Annotated in this window: 13 protein-coding genes; 2 read left to right on the forward strand and 11 right to left on the reverse strand. The window is 46.1% G+C overall.

Annotation, left to right across the window (positions count from 1 at the left end):
* Position 1: 1 nt before the first annotated feature.
* From mads1 to AMBT_RS21570, 5 genes are all read right to left on the reverse strand, one after another.
* Positions 2 to 199 (reverse strand): methylation-associated defense system helix-turn-helix domain-containing protein MAD1, encoded by a 198-nt coding sequence (gene mads1 / locus AMBT_RS21550; RefSeq protein ID WP_013786786.1) that lies wholly within the window; start codon positions 197 to 199, stop codon positions 2 to 4.
* 249 nt (positions 200 to 448) lie between these two features.
* Positions 449 to 2,191 (reverse strand): DUF927 domain-containing protein, encoded by a 1,743-nt coding sequence (locus tag AMBT_RS21555; RefSeq protein WP_013786787.1) that lies wholly within the window; start codon positions 2,189 to 2,191, stop codon positions 449 to 451.
* Positions 2,178 to 2,420, reverse strand: a complete 243-nt coding sequence (locus tag AMBT_RS21560) for a helix-turn-helix transcriptional regulator (RefSeq protein WP_007146785.1) — start codon at positions 2,418 to 2,420, stop codon at positions 2,178 to 2,180. The genes AMBT_RS21555 and AMBT_RS21560 overlap by 14 nt, the downstream gene beginning before the upstream one ends.
* A 343-nt stretch (positions 2,421 to 2,763) precedes the next feature.
* A complete protein-coding gene (locus AMBT_RS21565) occupies positions 2,764 to 4,014 on the reverse strand; it encodes a type II toxin-antitoxin system HipA family toxin (protein WP_013786789.1) in 1,251 nt (416 codons plus the stop codon).
* Entirely contained in the window at positions 4,011 to 4,316 is a 306-nt protein-coding gene (locus tag AMBT_RS21570; RefSeq protein WP_041453222.1) for a helix-turn-helix domain-containing protein, read from the reverse strand. The genes AMBT_RS21565 and AMBT_RS21570 overlap by 4 nt, the downstream gene beginning before the upstream one ends.
* A 317-nt stretch (positions 4,317 to 4,633) precedes the next feature.
* On the opposite strand from AMBT_RS21570, the gene AMBT_RS21575 reads away from it, so the two are divergent.
* Entirely contained in the window at positions 4,634 to 5,962 is a 1,329-nt protein-coding gene (locus AMBT_RS21575) for an ATP-binding protein (RefSeq protein WP_013786791.1), read from the forward strand.
* A 143-nt stretch (positions 5,963 to 6,105) separates the two neighbouring features.
* On the opposite strand, the gene AMBT_RS21580 is transcribed toward AMBT_RS21575, so the two are convergent.
* Genes AMBT_RS21580 through AMBT_RS21590 form a run of 3 tightly spaced genes read right to left on the reverse strand, consistent with a single transcriptional unit; the run spans position 6,106 to position 8,902 of the window.
* On the reverse strand, positions 6,106 to 7,224 hold the full coding sequence (locus AMBT_RS21580; protein WP_013786792.1) for a hypothetical protein: 1,119 nt from the start codon (positions 7,222 to 7,224) through the stop codon (positions 6,106 to 6,108).
* A gap of 48 nt (positions 7,225 to 7,272) precedes the next feature.
* Positions 7,273 to 8,622 (reverse strand): type II toxin-antitoxin system HipA family toxin, encoded by a 1,350-nt coding sequence (locus AMBT_RS21585; protein ID WP_013786793.1) that lies wholly within the window; start codon positions 8,620 to 8,622, stop codon positions 7,273 to 7,275.
* Positions 8,612 to 8,902, reverse strand: a complete 291-nt coding sequence (locus tag AMBT_RS21590; RefSeq protein WP_000673265.1) for a helix-turn-helix domain-containing protein — start codon at positions 8,900 to 8,902, stop codon at positions 8,612 to 8,614. The genes AMBT_RS21585 and AMBT_RS21590 overlap by 11 nt, the downstream gene beginning before the upstream one ends.
* Before the next feature lie 543 nt (positions 8,903 to 9,445).
* On the opposite strand from AMBT_RS21590, the gene AMBT_RS21595 reads away from it, so the two are divergent.
* Entirely contained in the window at positions 9,446 to 9,889 is a 444-nt protein-coding gene (locus AMBT_RS21595; protein WP_013786794.1) for an SRPBCC family protein, read from the forward strand.
* Between the two features lie 134 nt (positions 9,890 to 10,023).
* Here AMBT_RS21595 and AMBT_RS21600 read toward each other — a convergent pair whose 3' ends face one another.
* The 3 genes from AMBT_RS21600 to AMBT_RS21610 all read right to left on the reverse strand — a co-directional run bounded on the left by AMBT_RS21600 (position 10,024) and on the right by AMBT_RS21610 (position 13,682).
* Positions 10,024 to 10,317 (reverse strand): DUF1330 domain-containing protein, encoded by a 294-nt coding sequence (locus AMBT_RS21600; protein WP_013786795.1) that lies wholly within the window; start codon positions 10,315 to 10,317, stop codon positions 10,024 to 10,026.
* A 229-nt stretch (positions 10,318 to 10,546) separates the two neighbouring features.
* Positions 10,547 to 12,061 (reverse strand): tryptophan halogenase family protein, encoded by a 1,515-nt coding sequence (locus AMBT_RS21605; protein ID WP_013786796.1) that lies wholly within the window; start codon positions 12,059 to 12,061, stop codon positions 10,547 to 10,549.
* On the reverse strand, positions 12,039 to 13,682 hold the full coding sequence (locus AMBT_RS21610) for a tryptophan halogenase family protein (protein WP_013786797.1): 1,644 nt from the start codon (positions 13,680 to 13,682) through the stop codon (positions 12,039 to 12,041). The genes AMBT_RS21605 and AMBT_RS21610 overlap by 23 nt, the downstream gene beginning before the upstream one ends.
* Positions 13,683 to 13,720 lie beyond the last annotated feature (38 nt).

Here is a 13,720-nt window from a genome sequence, read left to right on the forward strand (position 1 = left end):
ACTATTTTTCTTCCTTGCTGTCATCTGATGCGCCACCAGATCTAACCCACTGATCCACCTCATCTGCTTTAAACTTCCAAGGCCGACCAATTCTATGAGCTGGCATACTCTTTTTACTGATCCATGAGTACACAGTATCTTTGCTTACGCCAAGATATTCGGCTATTTCTTCAACAGATAACCAGCGGTCTGAATTCACAAAAGGTACCTAACGTTATGAGCTTGAGGCTTTTGTAAAATAGTCACATATTCGCTCAGCAAAGTAAACTTGATTTGAGCCGAATAGAGAGGATTTAAAAGGATTAAAAAGAAATCCACTTTTACCTTGTCGGTGCACAACCAGTGCGCTAGCGGTATTGTCTGCCTTAGCCTTTAATCCTCGCCCAGCCCTTAGGTTGACTGGCGGTACACTGCAAGGCGACAAGCCCACACAAGATTCATCGCCTTTTTAGTCATCCAAAATACTGCCTTTCACGCAGTACATGCGTGGGCGGGTGTTGTCGGGCAGGCTGACTTTGCGCTGTGGCCGATTACCATCGGGGACTAGGTAGCCTGCCGCCATCAGTGCTTTGGCAGCGCGATCTGGGCTTAGGCCTTCGGTGGCTTCACGCCAGCCAGTTGGGTAAAACAGGTAAAGGGTTTGTGGGCCAGTAGTATCAAGCCAGCCCGCGCGTTGGCGTACTTGGCTGCTGTAACCGGTTTGTTTGGGCGTAAAGCGGCTTTCGCCATGTTGCTCAATAAAACTGCGCACTTGGCGAATGGCTTGTTGATCTTCATTGGCGGCTACACCACCGCGAGCAAGTATCCATTGGTTAAGCTGGCTTAAACAGGCGGCTTCGACACTTTGGGTTGGCCAATCGAGTACTTCGGCTTGAATGGCTAACAGGCCTGCGCTGGCCAGTAAGGCAAATTTTTCGGCTACTCGACGCACTTGGCCGTCAGCCTCGGATGGTAAGCTGGCTAAAAAACGTTGGCGTACGTTTTGGAAAACGGGTCGCACCTGCGCGCTGTGCTGCGTTAAATACCGTAACCAGTCCAAGGCCAAACTGCCGTAATGTTGGCGGCTTTGCTGTTTTAGGTGATCGGCTAAATCGGCGGCGTTCATACCATGACTCTGGTTAAACACGCCTATTTGCGCTCCAGCATCGGCACTGAGATCAATCACGCGCACTTGCTGCCCCGCTTTTACTCGCTTACCAATACTGGCAAGGTGGCTTTCAAGCGTCACTTCGCCAGTGGATAAAAACACCAAACGCCAACGGGCGGGTAAGCGCATTTCACCGTATTTGCCTGCACGGGTTTTACCTTGGCCATTGGCAAGCATATAAGCGACATCGCCCGCCTCCTTGGGGTCAACTTCGCCCATTTCATCGAGCGCCAGTAAGGCATCGTTATGGGCTAACGCAGTGCCTTCTAAACCGTTGGCCGTGGCACGCCAACTGTGGCGCAGCTGATTAGGCTCGCCCCACACCGATAACGCCGGATACAGCGCTGCAGTTTTACCGGTACTACTGGCACCGTAGAGGTGTAAACCAAAACCATCCACCCCACACATATGCAACAAAGGCGCGGCCAGTGCAGCACAAACGCCAACAATTAATAGCGGGTTATCCAGACAATAACGGCCAACGTGCTGCCGCCAACTGTCGCTACTGCCTTGTTGAATAAAGCCTTCTATCGGGTGCATGGTTTGCAGCACCATGCGCGGGTTGTTGCTGTGTTCGCTTGGGTAAAAGGTGAGGCGCGGATGCACATAAGCGTGGTGATGCCAGCCAATGCAGTTCACGCTAATGGCCTTTTGCGTGGCCAGTTCGCCCATTTGTTGAATAAACAGCGAGAGCAACTGCCGCGCTTTGACACTGTTGCTTAGCCGCATGCCTCGGCTGAGTAGGATTCGGCGGTACTCGCTGCCGTCTCCGGCCAATAGTTCAGCGGGCATAGCCCAGTAGCGATGCCGATTGTCATCGTCTAACCAGTGCAATAAATAGCCGTAGTTGTCCCCTTGCGGATCGCGGGTGCGAGCAGCAACTTGCAGCCAAGAGCAGATTTTGACTGGGCTATCTTGCCCTGCCGGTTGCATCACCAGCCAGTTTTGCGCGTTATAGGCAAAACCAGCCGGTAATGTTGGCATGTTGTTATTCACCTCATTGGCAGGTAACGGGTTTGATGCTGATGGTTTATCCACGGCCATAAGCAGCACCGATACGGCGGGTTTCAATCCACTGGTCGATATCGCTTTCTAACCAGCCCACGGCACGCGCACCAATGCGAATGGATCGGGGAAATTCACCATTGGCCATCAAGGCATAAATGGTGCTGCGGCCAAAGCCCGTTTTGGCCTTTACCTCGGGCAAGCGCAAAATCCGTTGCTGACGCGCTGGGTGTGTTGATGTGGTGGATGATTGTGTAGTTGGGTTCATCGTTTGCTTCCTCACTGATCTGTTAAGTTCAGTTAGGAGTTTGCCCCGCTATTATTAAAGAGTTAAACGGACGCAGTAGGCAGATAAGTACTCAGATCGTGCAGCTTTCTGAGGGTACAAGTAGCTACTTGCCCCAGTTTGTAGATAGTGCCCCAAATAATAATTGTTCTGTGGGCAGGGTTGGTGCGTGGCTAAGTGGCGTGAACTAAGGCTTTGCCCAAACTGCCCCAAAAGCCCAAGGGATGAGCGAAGTGTTAAAACACATGGAGTATGAGGCAAAGCATAAAGTGAAACTAAAACTTCTTTATCTGCTGAAAAATGAAAATATAGTTTCACTGACTCATTAAACGTTAAACGCTGATTGTTTCATGGCTTGCTCCGCTCGGCTGATCCCTAGCCGCTTAGCAACGGTTTGCCATTGCTTAACCGCCATTAATACTTCATCGTAAATTTGCGTGGCTTGGGTTTGCGAAAGTCTGAAGAAGTCTTTCACATCAAAGGCTAGCTGGTAGTCTAAAGCGTTGTCTGCATCGGTAATATTCAGATGCAGGCCATGCTTACCCACTATCGGGTTTAAATCATAAGCGGGTGATAACTTCCAGCCATTCTTTGTTAATAAAAACCCATGGTTACGCAGGTGATAATCCGTGTTGGACACCGCAATATTAAACACGATTCGACGCCATAACTGAGCTAAATCGGCTGCGGTTTGTGCACCAGAATTGGAAATAAATTCAGCAATCTCTAAGTAGCTAGCACCTTGAGATTGTTCACCATCATAGTATTGAAGCTGTGTCATGGCCGATGAAAAATGCAGCCGCTTTTCACCGTCGCGGTCAAACCGTTTGGTTAAAAAGGTATGGTGCTGTGACGAAAATTGCTTGATCTCACTTGGAAACATGTGAACACCTGCCGCAAGAGCCAATTCATAACAGACCATCTCCCATGCGCCCACGTCATGGGTATCATTTAGATTGGGAAACTTGGCAATCCACAAGTGGCCTTGTTCATCTGTGACACAAGCCTTGGGCCTTGCACCACCTAATGATGAGCCTGGAGAAATCAGCATTTTCAACCAGCGGTAATACTCGTCACTGTCGATGTTATCGTCTTTTTCAATCTGCATTGCTGCGTGCTCTAGCTCTCGCAAAGAAGCCATTGGTGGCGCAGCAAACTCAGAGTTGCCGTCCAAAAAAGCATCCGAGCCTACTCGCTTAAATCGAATCCCCCCCATCCGATAAGAGTCATGTACGCCCAGCAGGTAATCCAATTCGTTTAATCGACTTGTTGCTCGAATGCCTTTGCGCGCCTCAATCGCCGCACGCCGCTGCATTAAAATACGCCCCCATCTATCAGGCGATGAATCAAGAAATGCGCGAAAGTTTTTATCGGCTTCATCGTTATAGAGTTCACCGGAGTGAAGCGTTAGGATTGGATCAATTTGCAAGCGATAGGCTGAGGTTAAAAATGCTTTATCGTAGGCAAAACTAAATACGCCACCTCGGCTTGAATCACTGTGAGCAAGCAGCCCAATTAGCAAAGGCGCTTCAATTGGCTGCCAGTCGGCATAGACTTCGACGATTTCACGGCTCATTTTGAACCTTCCAGCAATTTTATGTTTTGCAGCTTGATACCCACTTCATCATGAGCGGCCATTTCTGCAAAGTTGCTTTCCATGCCAAGAACAGCCATCACTTTTAAGTAAGTGCCTATGGCAACGCCCGGATCACCGGCGAAGACTTTATTCACGGTTTTATGATCAAAACCAGTACGTTCACACAGTAGCTTTTTTGTAAAACCACGTCGTTTCATCGCCAACAGCAAGTCTTCACCAAAATGCCTCAGGATTTTGCGCTGCTTTGGAAACAGTACATTGTGTAAGTCACGCTTAGCCATATCACCAACCAAAGGGACTATATTCCCACTATTTAACCGTTAATGGGAATATAGTCCAACTTTGAATCCCAAGCAACTCCAACAATTTATATGTAGGACTATATTCCTACTTTACTCAATATAATTGGATTTATATCCCACCTTTAGGTTTAGCTTGCGCGTTGGTCAAGGCGATGAAATGGATCCCTGAATGCCAAAGGTTGCGGATTACACTTTTATGCGCATAAAAATGTATAATTCCACACTTTTCTGCGCGTTAAAGTGTAGACTGAGTTATACTACAGGCAGTTAACAGTCTTAATTGGCGGGAAATGACAATGCAGCGCAACTTACTCAACGCCCTAATAGCATGGAAAAATCAACCGGTGCGCAAGCCATTATTGATCGATGGTGCAAGACAAACAGGTAAAACCTATCTGCTACAAGAGATATTTGGGAACACCTTTGCCAACATCCTTCGTATCGACTTCCTTGAAAACCCTGCTTACAAAGAAGCGTTCGATGGCTCTCTGTCACCTGACGAGCTAGTAATGAACATTGAGTTGTTAACCAACCAAGCGTTCAACCCAGAAACCGATCTGCTGATATTAGATGAAATTGGCGAATGTGAACGTGCCGTTACCTCACTAAAGTACTTTGCTGAAAAAGCACCGTCCTATTTTGTCGCTGCCAGCGGCTCGAATATTGGTTTGCTCAACACCTTCCCTGTGGGCAAGGTAGAACAATACAATTTACGACCACTGACCTTCCAAGAATTTATTTACGCATCCAACGAGCAAGCGCTGATCAAAGCGTTTGATAGTCAAGCAAGCACACCGGCAGTACACACCAAATTGATGGACAAACTCACTGACTACTTTTTTACTGGTGGTATGCCGGAAGCCGTTTCTGCTTGGTATCAGTATAAGGATTCAAGCATTCTAGAGCGTGTTGAAAAAGTCACAAAAATTCATGCCTATTTAGTGGAAGGTTATCGCCGCGATTTTGGTAAGTACGCGGGCAAGGTCGACGCCACACTGATTGAATCGGTATTTAATAGCATTCCAGCCCAGCTATCACTTGTCAGCGATGAGTCGGTTAAACGCTTTAAATTTAAGCATGTGCATGAACGTAAATCTCGTTATAGCGATTTTGAAACCGCGATCCATTGGCTTAACTGCTGCCGCTTAGCTTTGCCAAACTACCCTATTGAAGGATTGCCGAAATCTCCGTTAGCGGCCTATAAAAAAGAAAATATGGTGAAACTGTTTCTGTTTGATGTGGGCCTGCTTAATCATATGCTCGGCAGCAGTTATAAAGAAATTAAGCAACAAAACTATGATCTCTCTGTTTATAACTACAGAGGCTATGTGGCTGAAAACTTTGTGCAACAAGAGCTCACTGCCATTGGCGTTGACCCAAGCTATTCATGGAATGACGCCCGCGCCGAAATCGAATTTATTTTGGCGACCGATGAAGGCGATATCGTCCCTGTGGAGGTCAAAAGTGGTAAACGTACAAGAGCAAAATCGTTGGCATCCTACGTTGAAAAATGTACTCCAAGTAAAACCTTTAAGTTAACGGGTACACAAGGCTCATCCGCATTAGAGCAAACCAATATCGTGATGCCTTTGTATTTCACGCAGTATTTACCACAGAGATGGTAAAAGCGCGTTGCTTAGACCCCGAGGTCTACACAAAGTGACTTCATAGGTAACAATTTGTAGACCTTTGGTGGGCTTACAACCTTTCAACCAACCCTCAATCGGTTTTTTGCTAACGTCATTTGGCCAGCCTATCGCCTCATCGTTTAAAGCAAATCACTCAAGCGATTTAACAGTGCTTTACGGCTATTATTCGCCACAACAAAGCGCTTAAAACGTTGTTCAAACGCCGCTTCATCCGCTTTGAACTGATAGGCCTCAAACAGCTGATGCAGATAGCTTGATGCCGCATCGTAACCACTGGCGCAAGTGCGATCCGCTTGCTCTTGTGCTTGCTGCCAGTAGTGCTCATGTTGATTGTAGATATCCGTCAACGCTTTTTCTTTTTCCGCTTTTTCGATAGCTAATTTTTTTGCGAGTGCTGCGGCTTGCTCTTGCTGTAATTGACTTTGCGCTTGCTCAATGAAAGGAGAAATGACGGCGGAGGTTAACCAGTATTGATAGATCTCGTCTGTGTTGACAGGTTCTTTTCGCGTCAGCGCTAAGGCTTGGTGTCGGGTTAGCTGGCCTTGCTCAAACAGCGTGCGTAAAAGCGTGTCTTTCTCTGCTTGCGAGAGATTATGGAGCCACGAATCAAACTGAAATTGGGTTTGTTTGGCTAGGTGACTGGGTTGCTCCTTCAGCACCATGGCCAGAGCCTTAACTAATGCTAAGGGAATATCATACAGCGCTGCAAACGCCTGCTCCTCTTCACTGAAGTGCTCAAAATCGAATTGAATTAACGGCACTCGCTCAACGTCATCATTAAAATCAAACATTTTGAGCCACATAAAGTACACAAGGCGCCAATCCCCTTGCATTAACCCGCTGCGTAACCCAGCTAAATGCTGGAAAAAGTCGTCAGCATGCTCATCGTCAAAATACTCATCATACTCCTCAAGGGAAAAAATCAGCAACTGCCACTCATCGTTTTCGTGAATATGAAGTCCATCACTTGAAAAGCCAAGTAACGCATCTGGAAGCGTTCCTGCTGGTAGCTTGATGTATACATCGATTGAGCCCCAATCGGCATAGTAAAAACCGATATCAAAGTATTTTAACATCAGCTCAAAAGGCTCGGCCTTTAGATCACTGTAGGTGTAATACACCTGAAAGGACGTAGCGCTGATCTCGGCACGGCTTGAAATGGCCCTGAGTGCTTGACGTGCTTTAGCATCTAAATACCCATCCAGACGCTCAAATTTATAGTATTGATATTCGCTCACGATGACCTTGCTATCTATTTATTGTGAATTGAAAAGTTTGTTTTACTTTCATTGAAAAAGCGCTGCATTTTCTTGTTTGCGCTGCTCCAATGTCTTAGCAATCGCAGACACTGTTGTTTTACTGATCTCTAGCTGCGTCGCAAGATAAGCAAATTGGCTGATGGCTTCTGCAACTTCTTCAATGACTTGCCTTGCATCATGCCAACTCCCATAGCCCGCACTGGTCGCTAGTTTTTGCATCACCTTAAGCGGTGGCGCTTTACCATAACCTCCGAACACAGTGGCGTGTTCGTTGAATGGATGTGGGCTGTAAGTCACATCGTAAAAAGGGGCAGGATCCCATTGACCGTCATCCGCTTGCAAAAACGCCCAGTTTTTACTGTGGTCGTCTTGATTAGACGACAGCAGATTAAAAATGGCGCGGCGAAATTGCAGTTGTCCAGCCGCTGGCGATTTACACAACTGACGGCTGGCTTTAATTAAATCAATGTAATCTAAACTTGGCGTTCGAAAGTCTGCATCCATTAGCCCGCAAGCGCTGTGCATATGCAGGCGACCTGAACTGCGATTACTGCCTAAATCGGCCTGTTCAGTGACATAATCAAAACGCTTAAGCGCTAACCAGGCAGGCGCACCGCTGGTAGGTGGTGCTTCAATGAGTTGCCATTGCGGCGGTTGACACTTAGCAAGTTCTGCCATTTGTAAATAAACTGCCTCGCACAAACCTTCTTCATGCCCGAGCGCGAGATTTTTAGAAGTAAATTTAATCAGCCAAGCCTCATCTCCAAGCTGAGCGAAGGTTCGACAATACTGAGTTTCCCCAGCAGGCATATAAATTTGTGCCTTAGGCCTTGCCCCACCCGAACTACCTCCGGCGACTAATGCGGCCAACACCTGTTGAGTATGCCCATCTAACTCATCGTGATTATCATCCATATAATCTGACATCGAAGAATCGAACAGCGTTTGTGCTTCTAAGCCTAACGTCGCTAAATCAATATCCGCGTGCGTGGTGGCTGAAAACTCAGACACCGGAGAAAAAGACAATGCTCCCATGCCTTTATCACCGACAAAGGCCAGTCTATCCATCGCCGTTAATTGATTAGGTAGGATGCCCTTTTGCCGGAAAATACGATCTTGTAACAGCATGCCCCAGCCATCGGGTAAACAATCTCCAAATACGCCATGTACACCTTGGTGCGGCGCTTTAGGAGCGACTTGAACTTGCGCGTTCGCATGCAAGGTAAAAGGTGATAAGTTGCCAAACTGCTGCAAGTAGCTGTCTGCATACTGGAAAAAAACGCCTTGCCGATTCTGCGCCAAGACCCCTACTGCAACCTGCTCACCTGAACTTAAGGTGCGAGTCACGGCGAGTTTTTGAATGGGTTTAAAACTCATCTTTTAGCACCTCATCAATACTAGAGGGCATAGTGACCCGTTCTTTGCTAGGTTGTGTGAGTTGATAGAGCCTCTCTAGCGAATCAAGGGTCTGCCATAGCAACAGCAATTGGCGAAATGAAATTTGCCCGGTCAGCTCAAATTTCTTAATGGTGGCCGCAGGTACGCAGCTTCGCTCAGCAAGCGCCGCTCGTGACAGCTTTGCCTGCTTTCGTAACTCACGTAAATAAGCCGCATAGGCGTGGCTTACATCGGTATCATCAAGTAAGGTAAATTTCATCCGCAAAGGCCAAATGGATACAGTCATATCCATTATATCGAAATAAAACATAAAGTGGATATTATTGTATCCATTATTAAATAAAGTGTTGAAAAAATTACTCGATAAAGCCCTTCAAAACTGCTATGTTTTGCTCTAACAGCAGCATAAAAACGACACTGTTTTTCCATTGCTAACCACTAAGATTTAGTAAAAGCCATAGGCAAGTGGTGGGCAGTTTGGTGGGCAAACAGGCATTTTTGAACGGTTTCTTTTCGATAACTCATTGAGTTTGTTAGGGTCTAGGCCGCTACTCAATGAGCAGATCCAGAATATTGAATAAAGCTCAGTAACCCTTAGTAAATCGAACAATAAACTTAGAAACCTCGCGATATCGCGAGGTTTTTTTAAGCTTTTACCATAAGTGCTTATCAGCGCCCTCCCTCAACCTCTAGTTACAAATCAAAAGTGGTTATTTGAGCTATATATCTGTTGCTTTATATTTGAGTAAGCAGTGAATAAATCAGTCGTACTCAATAACAATAAATGCATCAGGGGCAGTGGATGTTTTCAATTCATGTAGAGCGGATTATCGACCAGCCAATAGACTTTGTTTTTGCCACGTTAAGTGACCATGCAAACTATGCACAATTTAAAGGCGTGGAAGCATCCAACCTTATTGTTGAAGGTAAGTTGGAACAAAATGGTCTTGGTGCTGTGCGAGAGATTATTGCGGGTGGGGCCAACTTGCATGAAGAAATAGTCGCTTACGATCCTCCCTATAAATTAGGCTATAAAGTGGTGAAGTCAAAACCGCTTCCTTATGATCACCAATTAGGTGAAATTACGTTGAAGAAAATCGACGGCAAAACCCATGCGACATGGCGCTCGGTAGGTCATATCACCGTTTTTGTTTTAGGTAGTTTATATTTCGATAAGCAAATTCAAAAAAATGGCGGCAAAGCCTTCGGCAGTATTCTTAAGCAGATTGGGAATATGCCACGCTAATTGATAACACTTCCATTCGCACTAGACCGAGCTTGGATAGATAATTCATCTCCCCACTTCCGGCATAGTGCTTATGGCGTATTGTTGAAGAGCCAACGCGACACTAATGCGGCGGACACTGCGCTAACGCAATATCAGGCTTTGCCTTCAATCAAAAAGTGATTACTGATGGTGCCAGCTTGACGTGCCTTTAAATGGGGAAGATAAGCTGGGTCTGACATAAACGCTTTACCAGCATCTACAGATGGCCATTCGATAATAACCCGCGCCGCTTCTTTATTACCGCTACCTTCTACAAATTCGTAGTTAGTGCTATTAGCTAAATATACTCCACCGTGTTTCGACACTATGTCGCCCACGCTTTCCATATACGCTGGAACCCAACTCTCATCTTTAACGATTACATCCAATACTGAGTAAGCTTTCATCTGGCTATTTTCCTATTTAAGAAATATTTGTGCACCACGCTAAGGGGCGAACTGTGCATGCGCTGTTAGTAAAGGCTACTGGTAAAAAAATGATTAGCAGTATCTTCTACTCATTTAGGCGCTAGTGCTTAATGTTGGCTAAAGCATAGCAGTTCACCATAAATTGATAATTAGCCTAATCATTGAATGAGTTTATGGTGAAACAGGATAATCAACTTCGCTCTATTAATTACAGGTATTTCTTAAGGAAGTCTTGATGATACGGTAACGCCGATACCTGTTTATCTACCTGTTGTTTTAAGCCGGCTAGAAACCGCTCAAGTTCGGTTTCAGACATTTCATCGGCTACCCGATGATATTGCTCTGGCACCACGCCTTGCCCCATCATAACTTGTGTCCACGAATCGACGCGGAAGATATCCCCATCATCTAAAAACACTCTTCCAGTTTGTTTAAATAGGTTTATTTTGTGAGTGAGGGAAGGGGGAATATCCATGCTATTGCAATGTTCCCAGAATGGGCTGTCTTTTCGGTTGGTCACTTTATAGTGCATCACAATAAAATCGAGAATGGCTGCCATTTCACTGTTGTACTTATTATTGTATTCATCTACGGTCGATTGGGTTATTCCATCAAATGGAAACAAGCGCATTAAGCGTACAATACCGGTCATGATCAGGTGAATACTAGTAGACTCCAAAGGTTCGATAAAACCGCTGGCTAACCCTAATGCAACACAGTTTTTATTCCACCCTAACCGACGTTTACCTGGTGTAAATCTTATAATTCTTGGTTCATTTAACGTCTCGCCTTCTATGGCACTTAATAAGGTGTCTTTAGCTTCGTCGTCGCTCATATAATTGCTGCAGTAAACTAAACCATTACCCACTCGATTTTGAAGCGGAATTTTCCAGCGCCAGCCCGCAGTATGTGCCACACTTTTTGTATAAGGAATGGGCGCGCCCGTCGACGCGGTTTGTACTGCCAAAGCACTGTCGCAGGGAAGCCAATGGCTCCAGTTTTCATACCCGGTATGAAGTGTTTTTTCTATCAACAGCCCTTTGAACCCAGTGCAGTCGATAAATAAATCACCCGCTATTTCCTGACCATCCGAAAGCTTTATACTAGATATACAACCGGTATGTGAGCATTTACTTACATGCTGAATATCACCTTCAATATGCGTCACTCCCGCTTCTACCGCTAGCTCTTTTAAAAAGCGTCCGTAAGCCACGGCATCAAAGTGATAGGCAAAGTTCATTGGCATGCGTTCGCCATAGGCAAACTTACCTTCTTTCGCGGCTTTTAATTCGGTGCAGTAATCACCGAAGTCACCACCAAAACCCAGGTCTTTTGCTCGTAACCAAAAGTGATGAAATTCGCCTGCCCAGCACTCTCGACCTGTTACCCCAAATGAATGGATGTAACTGTGATTTTGCTCTCGCCAGTTTTCGAATTCTATGCCCAATTTGAAGGTGGCATTGGTGGCACGCATGAAGGCTTTTTCGTCTATACCGAGGAGCTTGTGGAACGTACGAATAGGGGGGATGGTCGCCTCGCCAACACCAACAATGCCGATATCTTTTGATTCTACCAGCGTAATGGAAAGGGATTTGCCGAGTAATTTTGAAAGCGCTGTCGCCGCCATCCAGCCAGCGGTGCCACCACCTGCAATCACGACACGCTTTACTGGGCTAGTTTTCGCTCCCGAAGTGTTTGAATTATCGGAATCCGATGACATCATGGCGAGGTCCTTCTTTCTTGTCGTTATCATTTGTTGTGGTTTCTTTCTCTACACAATGAGAAATGGCGGTGAGTAAATCGCGGTTGGTTGGCAACCCAGCAAGCAATTGGCGTTTGCCTTTTTGTAGGCTTTGTTTTAACGCGAAGGCTTTTTTAACCATGTTGCTGTTTTTATCAAGCTGTCTGCCGGTGGTGTGAAACCCCATACCGTACAAAATGTATTGATAGCTTGCCGAAGGAAAGATTTCCTCATTTTCAATAAGGTCGTAACGAGAGGGGGCTTGGTACTGCCATAAATCGAGTAAGGCGTTTAGCGAGTCTGGAATACTGGATTCACTTCGCTGTGCTAACCAGTAGGGCTCTTCTCTTTCGCTTAACACATAGTGTAATTTTAGAAAGTCGATAACTCTTTCCCAGCGATAGGTAAAACGCTGATTGTAACGCGAGGCCACGTGACTCATGTGTTGTCGGTTCTGCGGAAATTGGTCGCACAGCATGCGAATACCTAGCTCAACCATCGCAATTGCCGAGGCCTCTAACGGCTCGATAAAGCCTGCTGACATCCCCATACCAATACAATTATTTACCCAAAACTGCTTTCGATAGCCTGGGTCAAACTGTAAATGTCTATATGTGAGGTTTTCTAACTCACTTTGGGGTAACCGCTTTGCTAAGTGCTCGCGCAGTATAGATTCTGCATTTTCCTCGCTTGCATAGTCACTGGCATACACTAGCCCCACACCACGACGGTGTTGCAAGCCAATATCCCACGTCCAACCGCAGGTTTGGGCTGTGGCGATTGTCGTTGAAGCAATGGTATCGGCAGATGCCGACAAGTCGATGCTGCCATAAGGCACCTGTACGGCCACGGCGCGGTTATTTAGCAGCACCGACGACACTGAATGCCATGGCACATGGTAATGTTTGTCGATTAATAGCCCTTGTTGACCGCTACAATCAATAAACAAGTCACCTTTTATCGTATCGCCGTTTTCAGTCACCAGCGACTCGATATCGCCATTATCTTGTGTAACCACGTTCGCAATATGCGCTTGCGTGTGCTTTACACCTAAGCTGGTTTTACAATGGTTTGTAAGCAGGGTCGCTAATGCGGAGGCGTCAAAATGATAGCCGTAATTCAGTACGTAAGCATATTCAGGCGTGGAGTTTTGCTTTGGTGCTAGTCCAGCATGACAAATATCGGGTTGTAAGCAAAAGCTTTGCTCAAACGATTCGTTACTGAAAAACTGTTGCCAGCAACGGTGAATATCAAGTTCAGTATAGCCTGTGGGTGTAGTGAAAGGGTGTTGATAATTATCATTTTGTTGACCGTTTCGCCAGCTAGCAAAGGTAGAACCTTGTTTGAAGGATGCATTACAGCAAGTAAGAAATTCTGCTTCCTTGATACCTATTTCTTGAAGTGTATCGCGTAATGAAGGCCAAGAACCTTCCCCCACGCCAATACTTGGCACATTAGGCGACTCCACCAGCGTTATATTAATTGCGCTTTCGTCACTGTTGCCGATGCGATTACCCAGCCTAGCGGCTAATACTCCAGCGCACAGCCAACCAGCGGTTCCACCGCCCACAATGACTACATGCTTAATAGGTTGGTTCGACACTGTTTATCCCTTTTTCATTAAGTGTAGAGGGCTTGTTT

The sequence above is a fragment of the Alteromonas naphthalenivorans genome, assembly GCF_000213655.1.
GTDB classification, from domain to species: domain Bacteria; phylum Pseudomonadota; class Gammaproteobacteria; order Enterobacterales; family Alteromonadaceae; genus Alteromonas; species Alteromonas naphthalenivorans.

Coding starts and splice junctions, on each gene's coding strand:
- AMBT_RS21555 (WP_013786787.1), bottom strand. CDS start 2,191: ATGGCCGTGGATAAACCATCAGCATCAAACCCGTTACCTGCCAATGAG.
- AMBT_RS21570 (WP_041453222.1), bottom strand. CDS start 4,316: ATGGCTAAGCGTGACTTACACAATGTACTGTTTCCAAAGCAGCGCAAA.
- AMBT_RS21590 (WP_000673265.1), bottom strand. CDS start 8,902: ATGAAATTTACCTTACTTGATGATACCGATGTAAGCCACGCCTATGCG.
- AMBT_RS21595 (WP_013786794.1), top strand. CDS start 9,446: ATGTTTTCAATTCATGTAGAGCGGATTATCGACCAGCCAATAGACTTT.
- AMBT_RS21575 (WP_013786791.1), top strand. CDS start 4,634: ATGCAGCGCAACTTACTCAACGCCCTAATAGCATGGAAAAATCAACCG.
- AMBT_RS21600 (WP_013786795.1), bottom strand. CDS start 10,317: ATGAAAGCTTACTCAGTATTGGATGTAATCGTTAAAGATGAGAGTTGG.
- AMBT_RS21585 (WP_013786793.1), bottom strand. CDS start 8,622: ATGAGTTTTAAACCCATTCAAAAACTCGCCGTGACTCGCACCTTAAGT.
- AMBT_RS21560 (WP_007146785.1), bottom strand. CDS start 2,420: ATGAACCCAACTACACAATCATCCACCACATCAACACACCCAGCGCGT.
- AMBT_RS21605 (WP_013786796.1), bottom strand. CDS start 12,061: ATGATGTCATCGGATTCCGATAATTCAAACACTTCGGGAGCGAAAACT.
- AMBT_RS21565 (WP_013786789.1), bottom strand. CDS start 4,014: ATGAGCCGTGAAATCGTCGAAGTCTATGCCGACTGGCAGCCAATTGAA.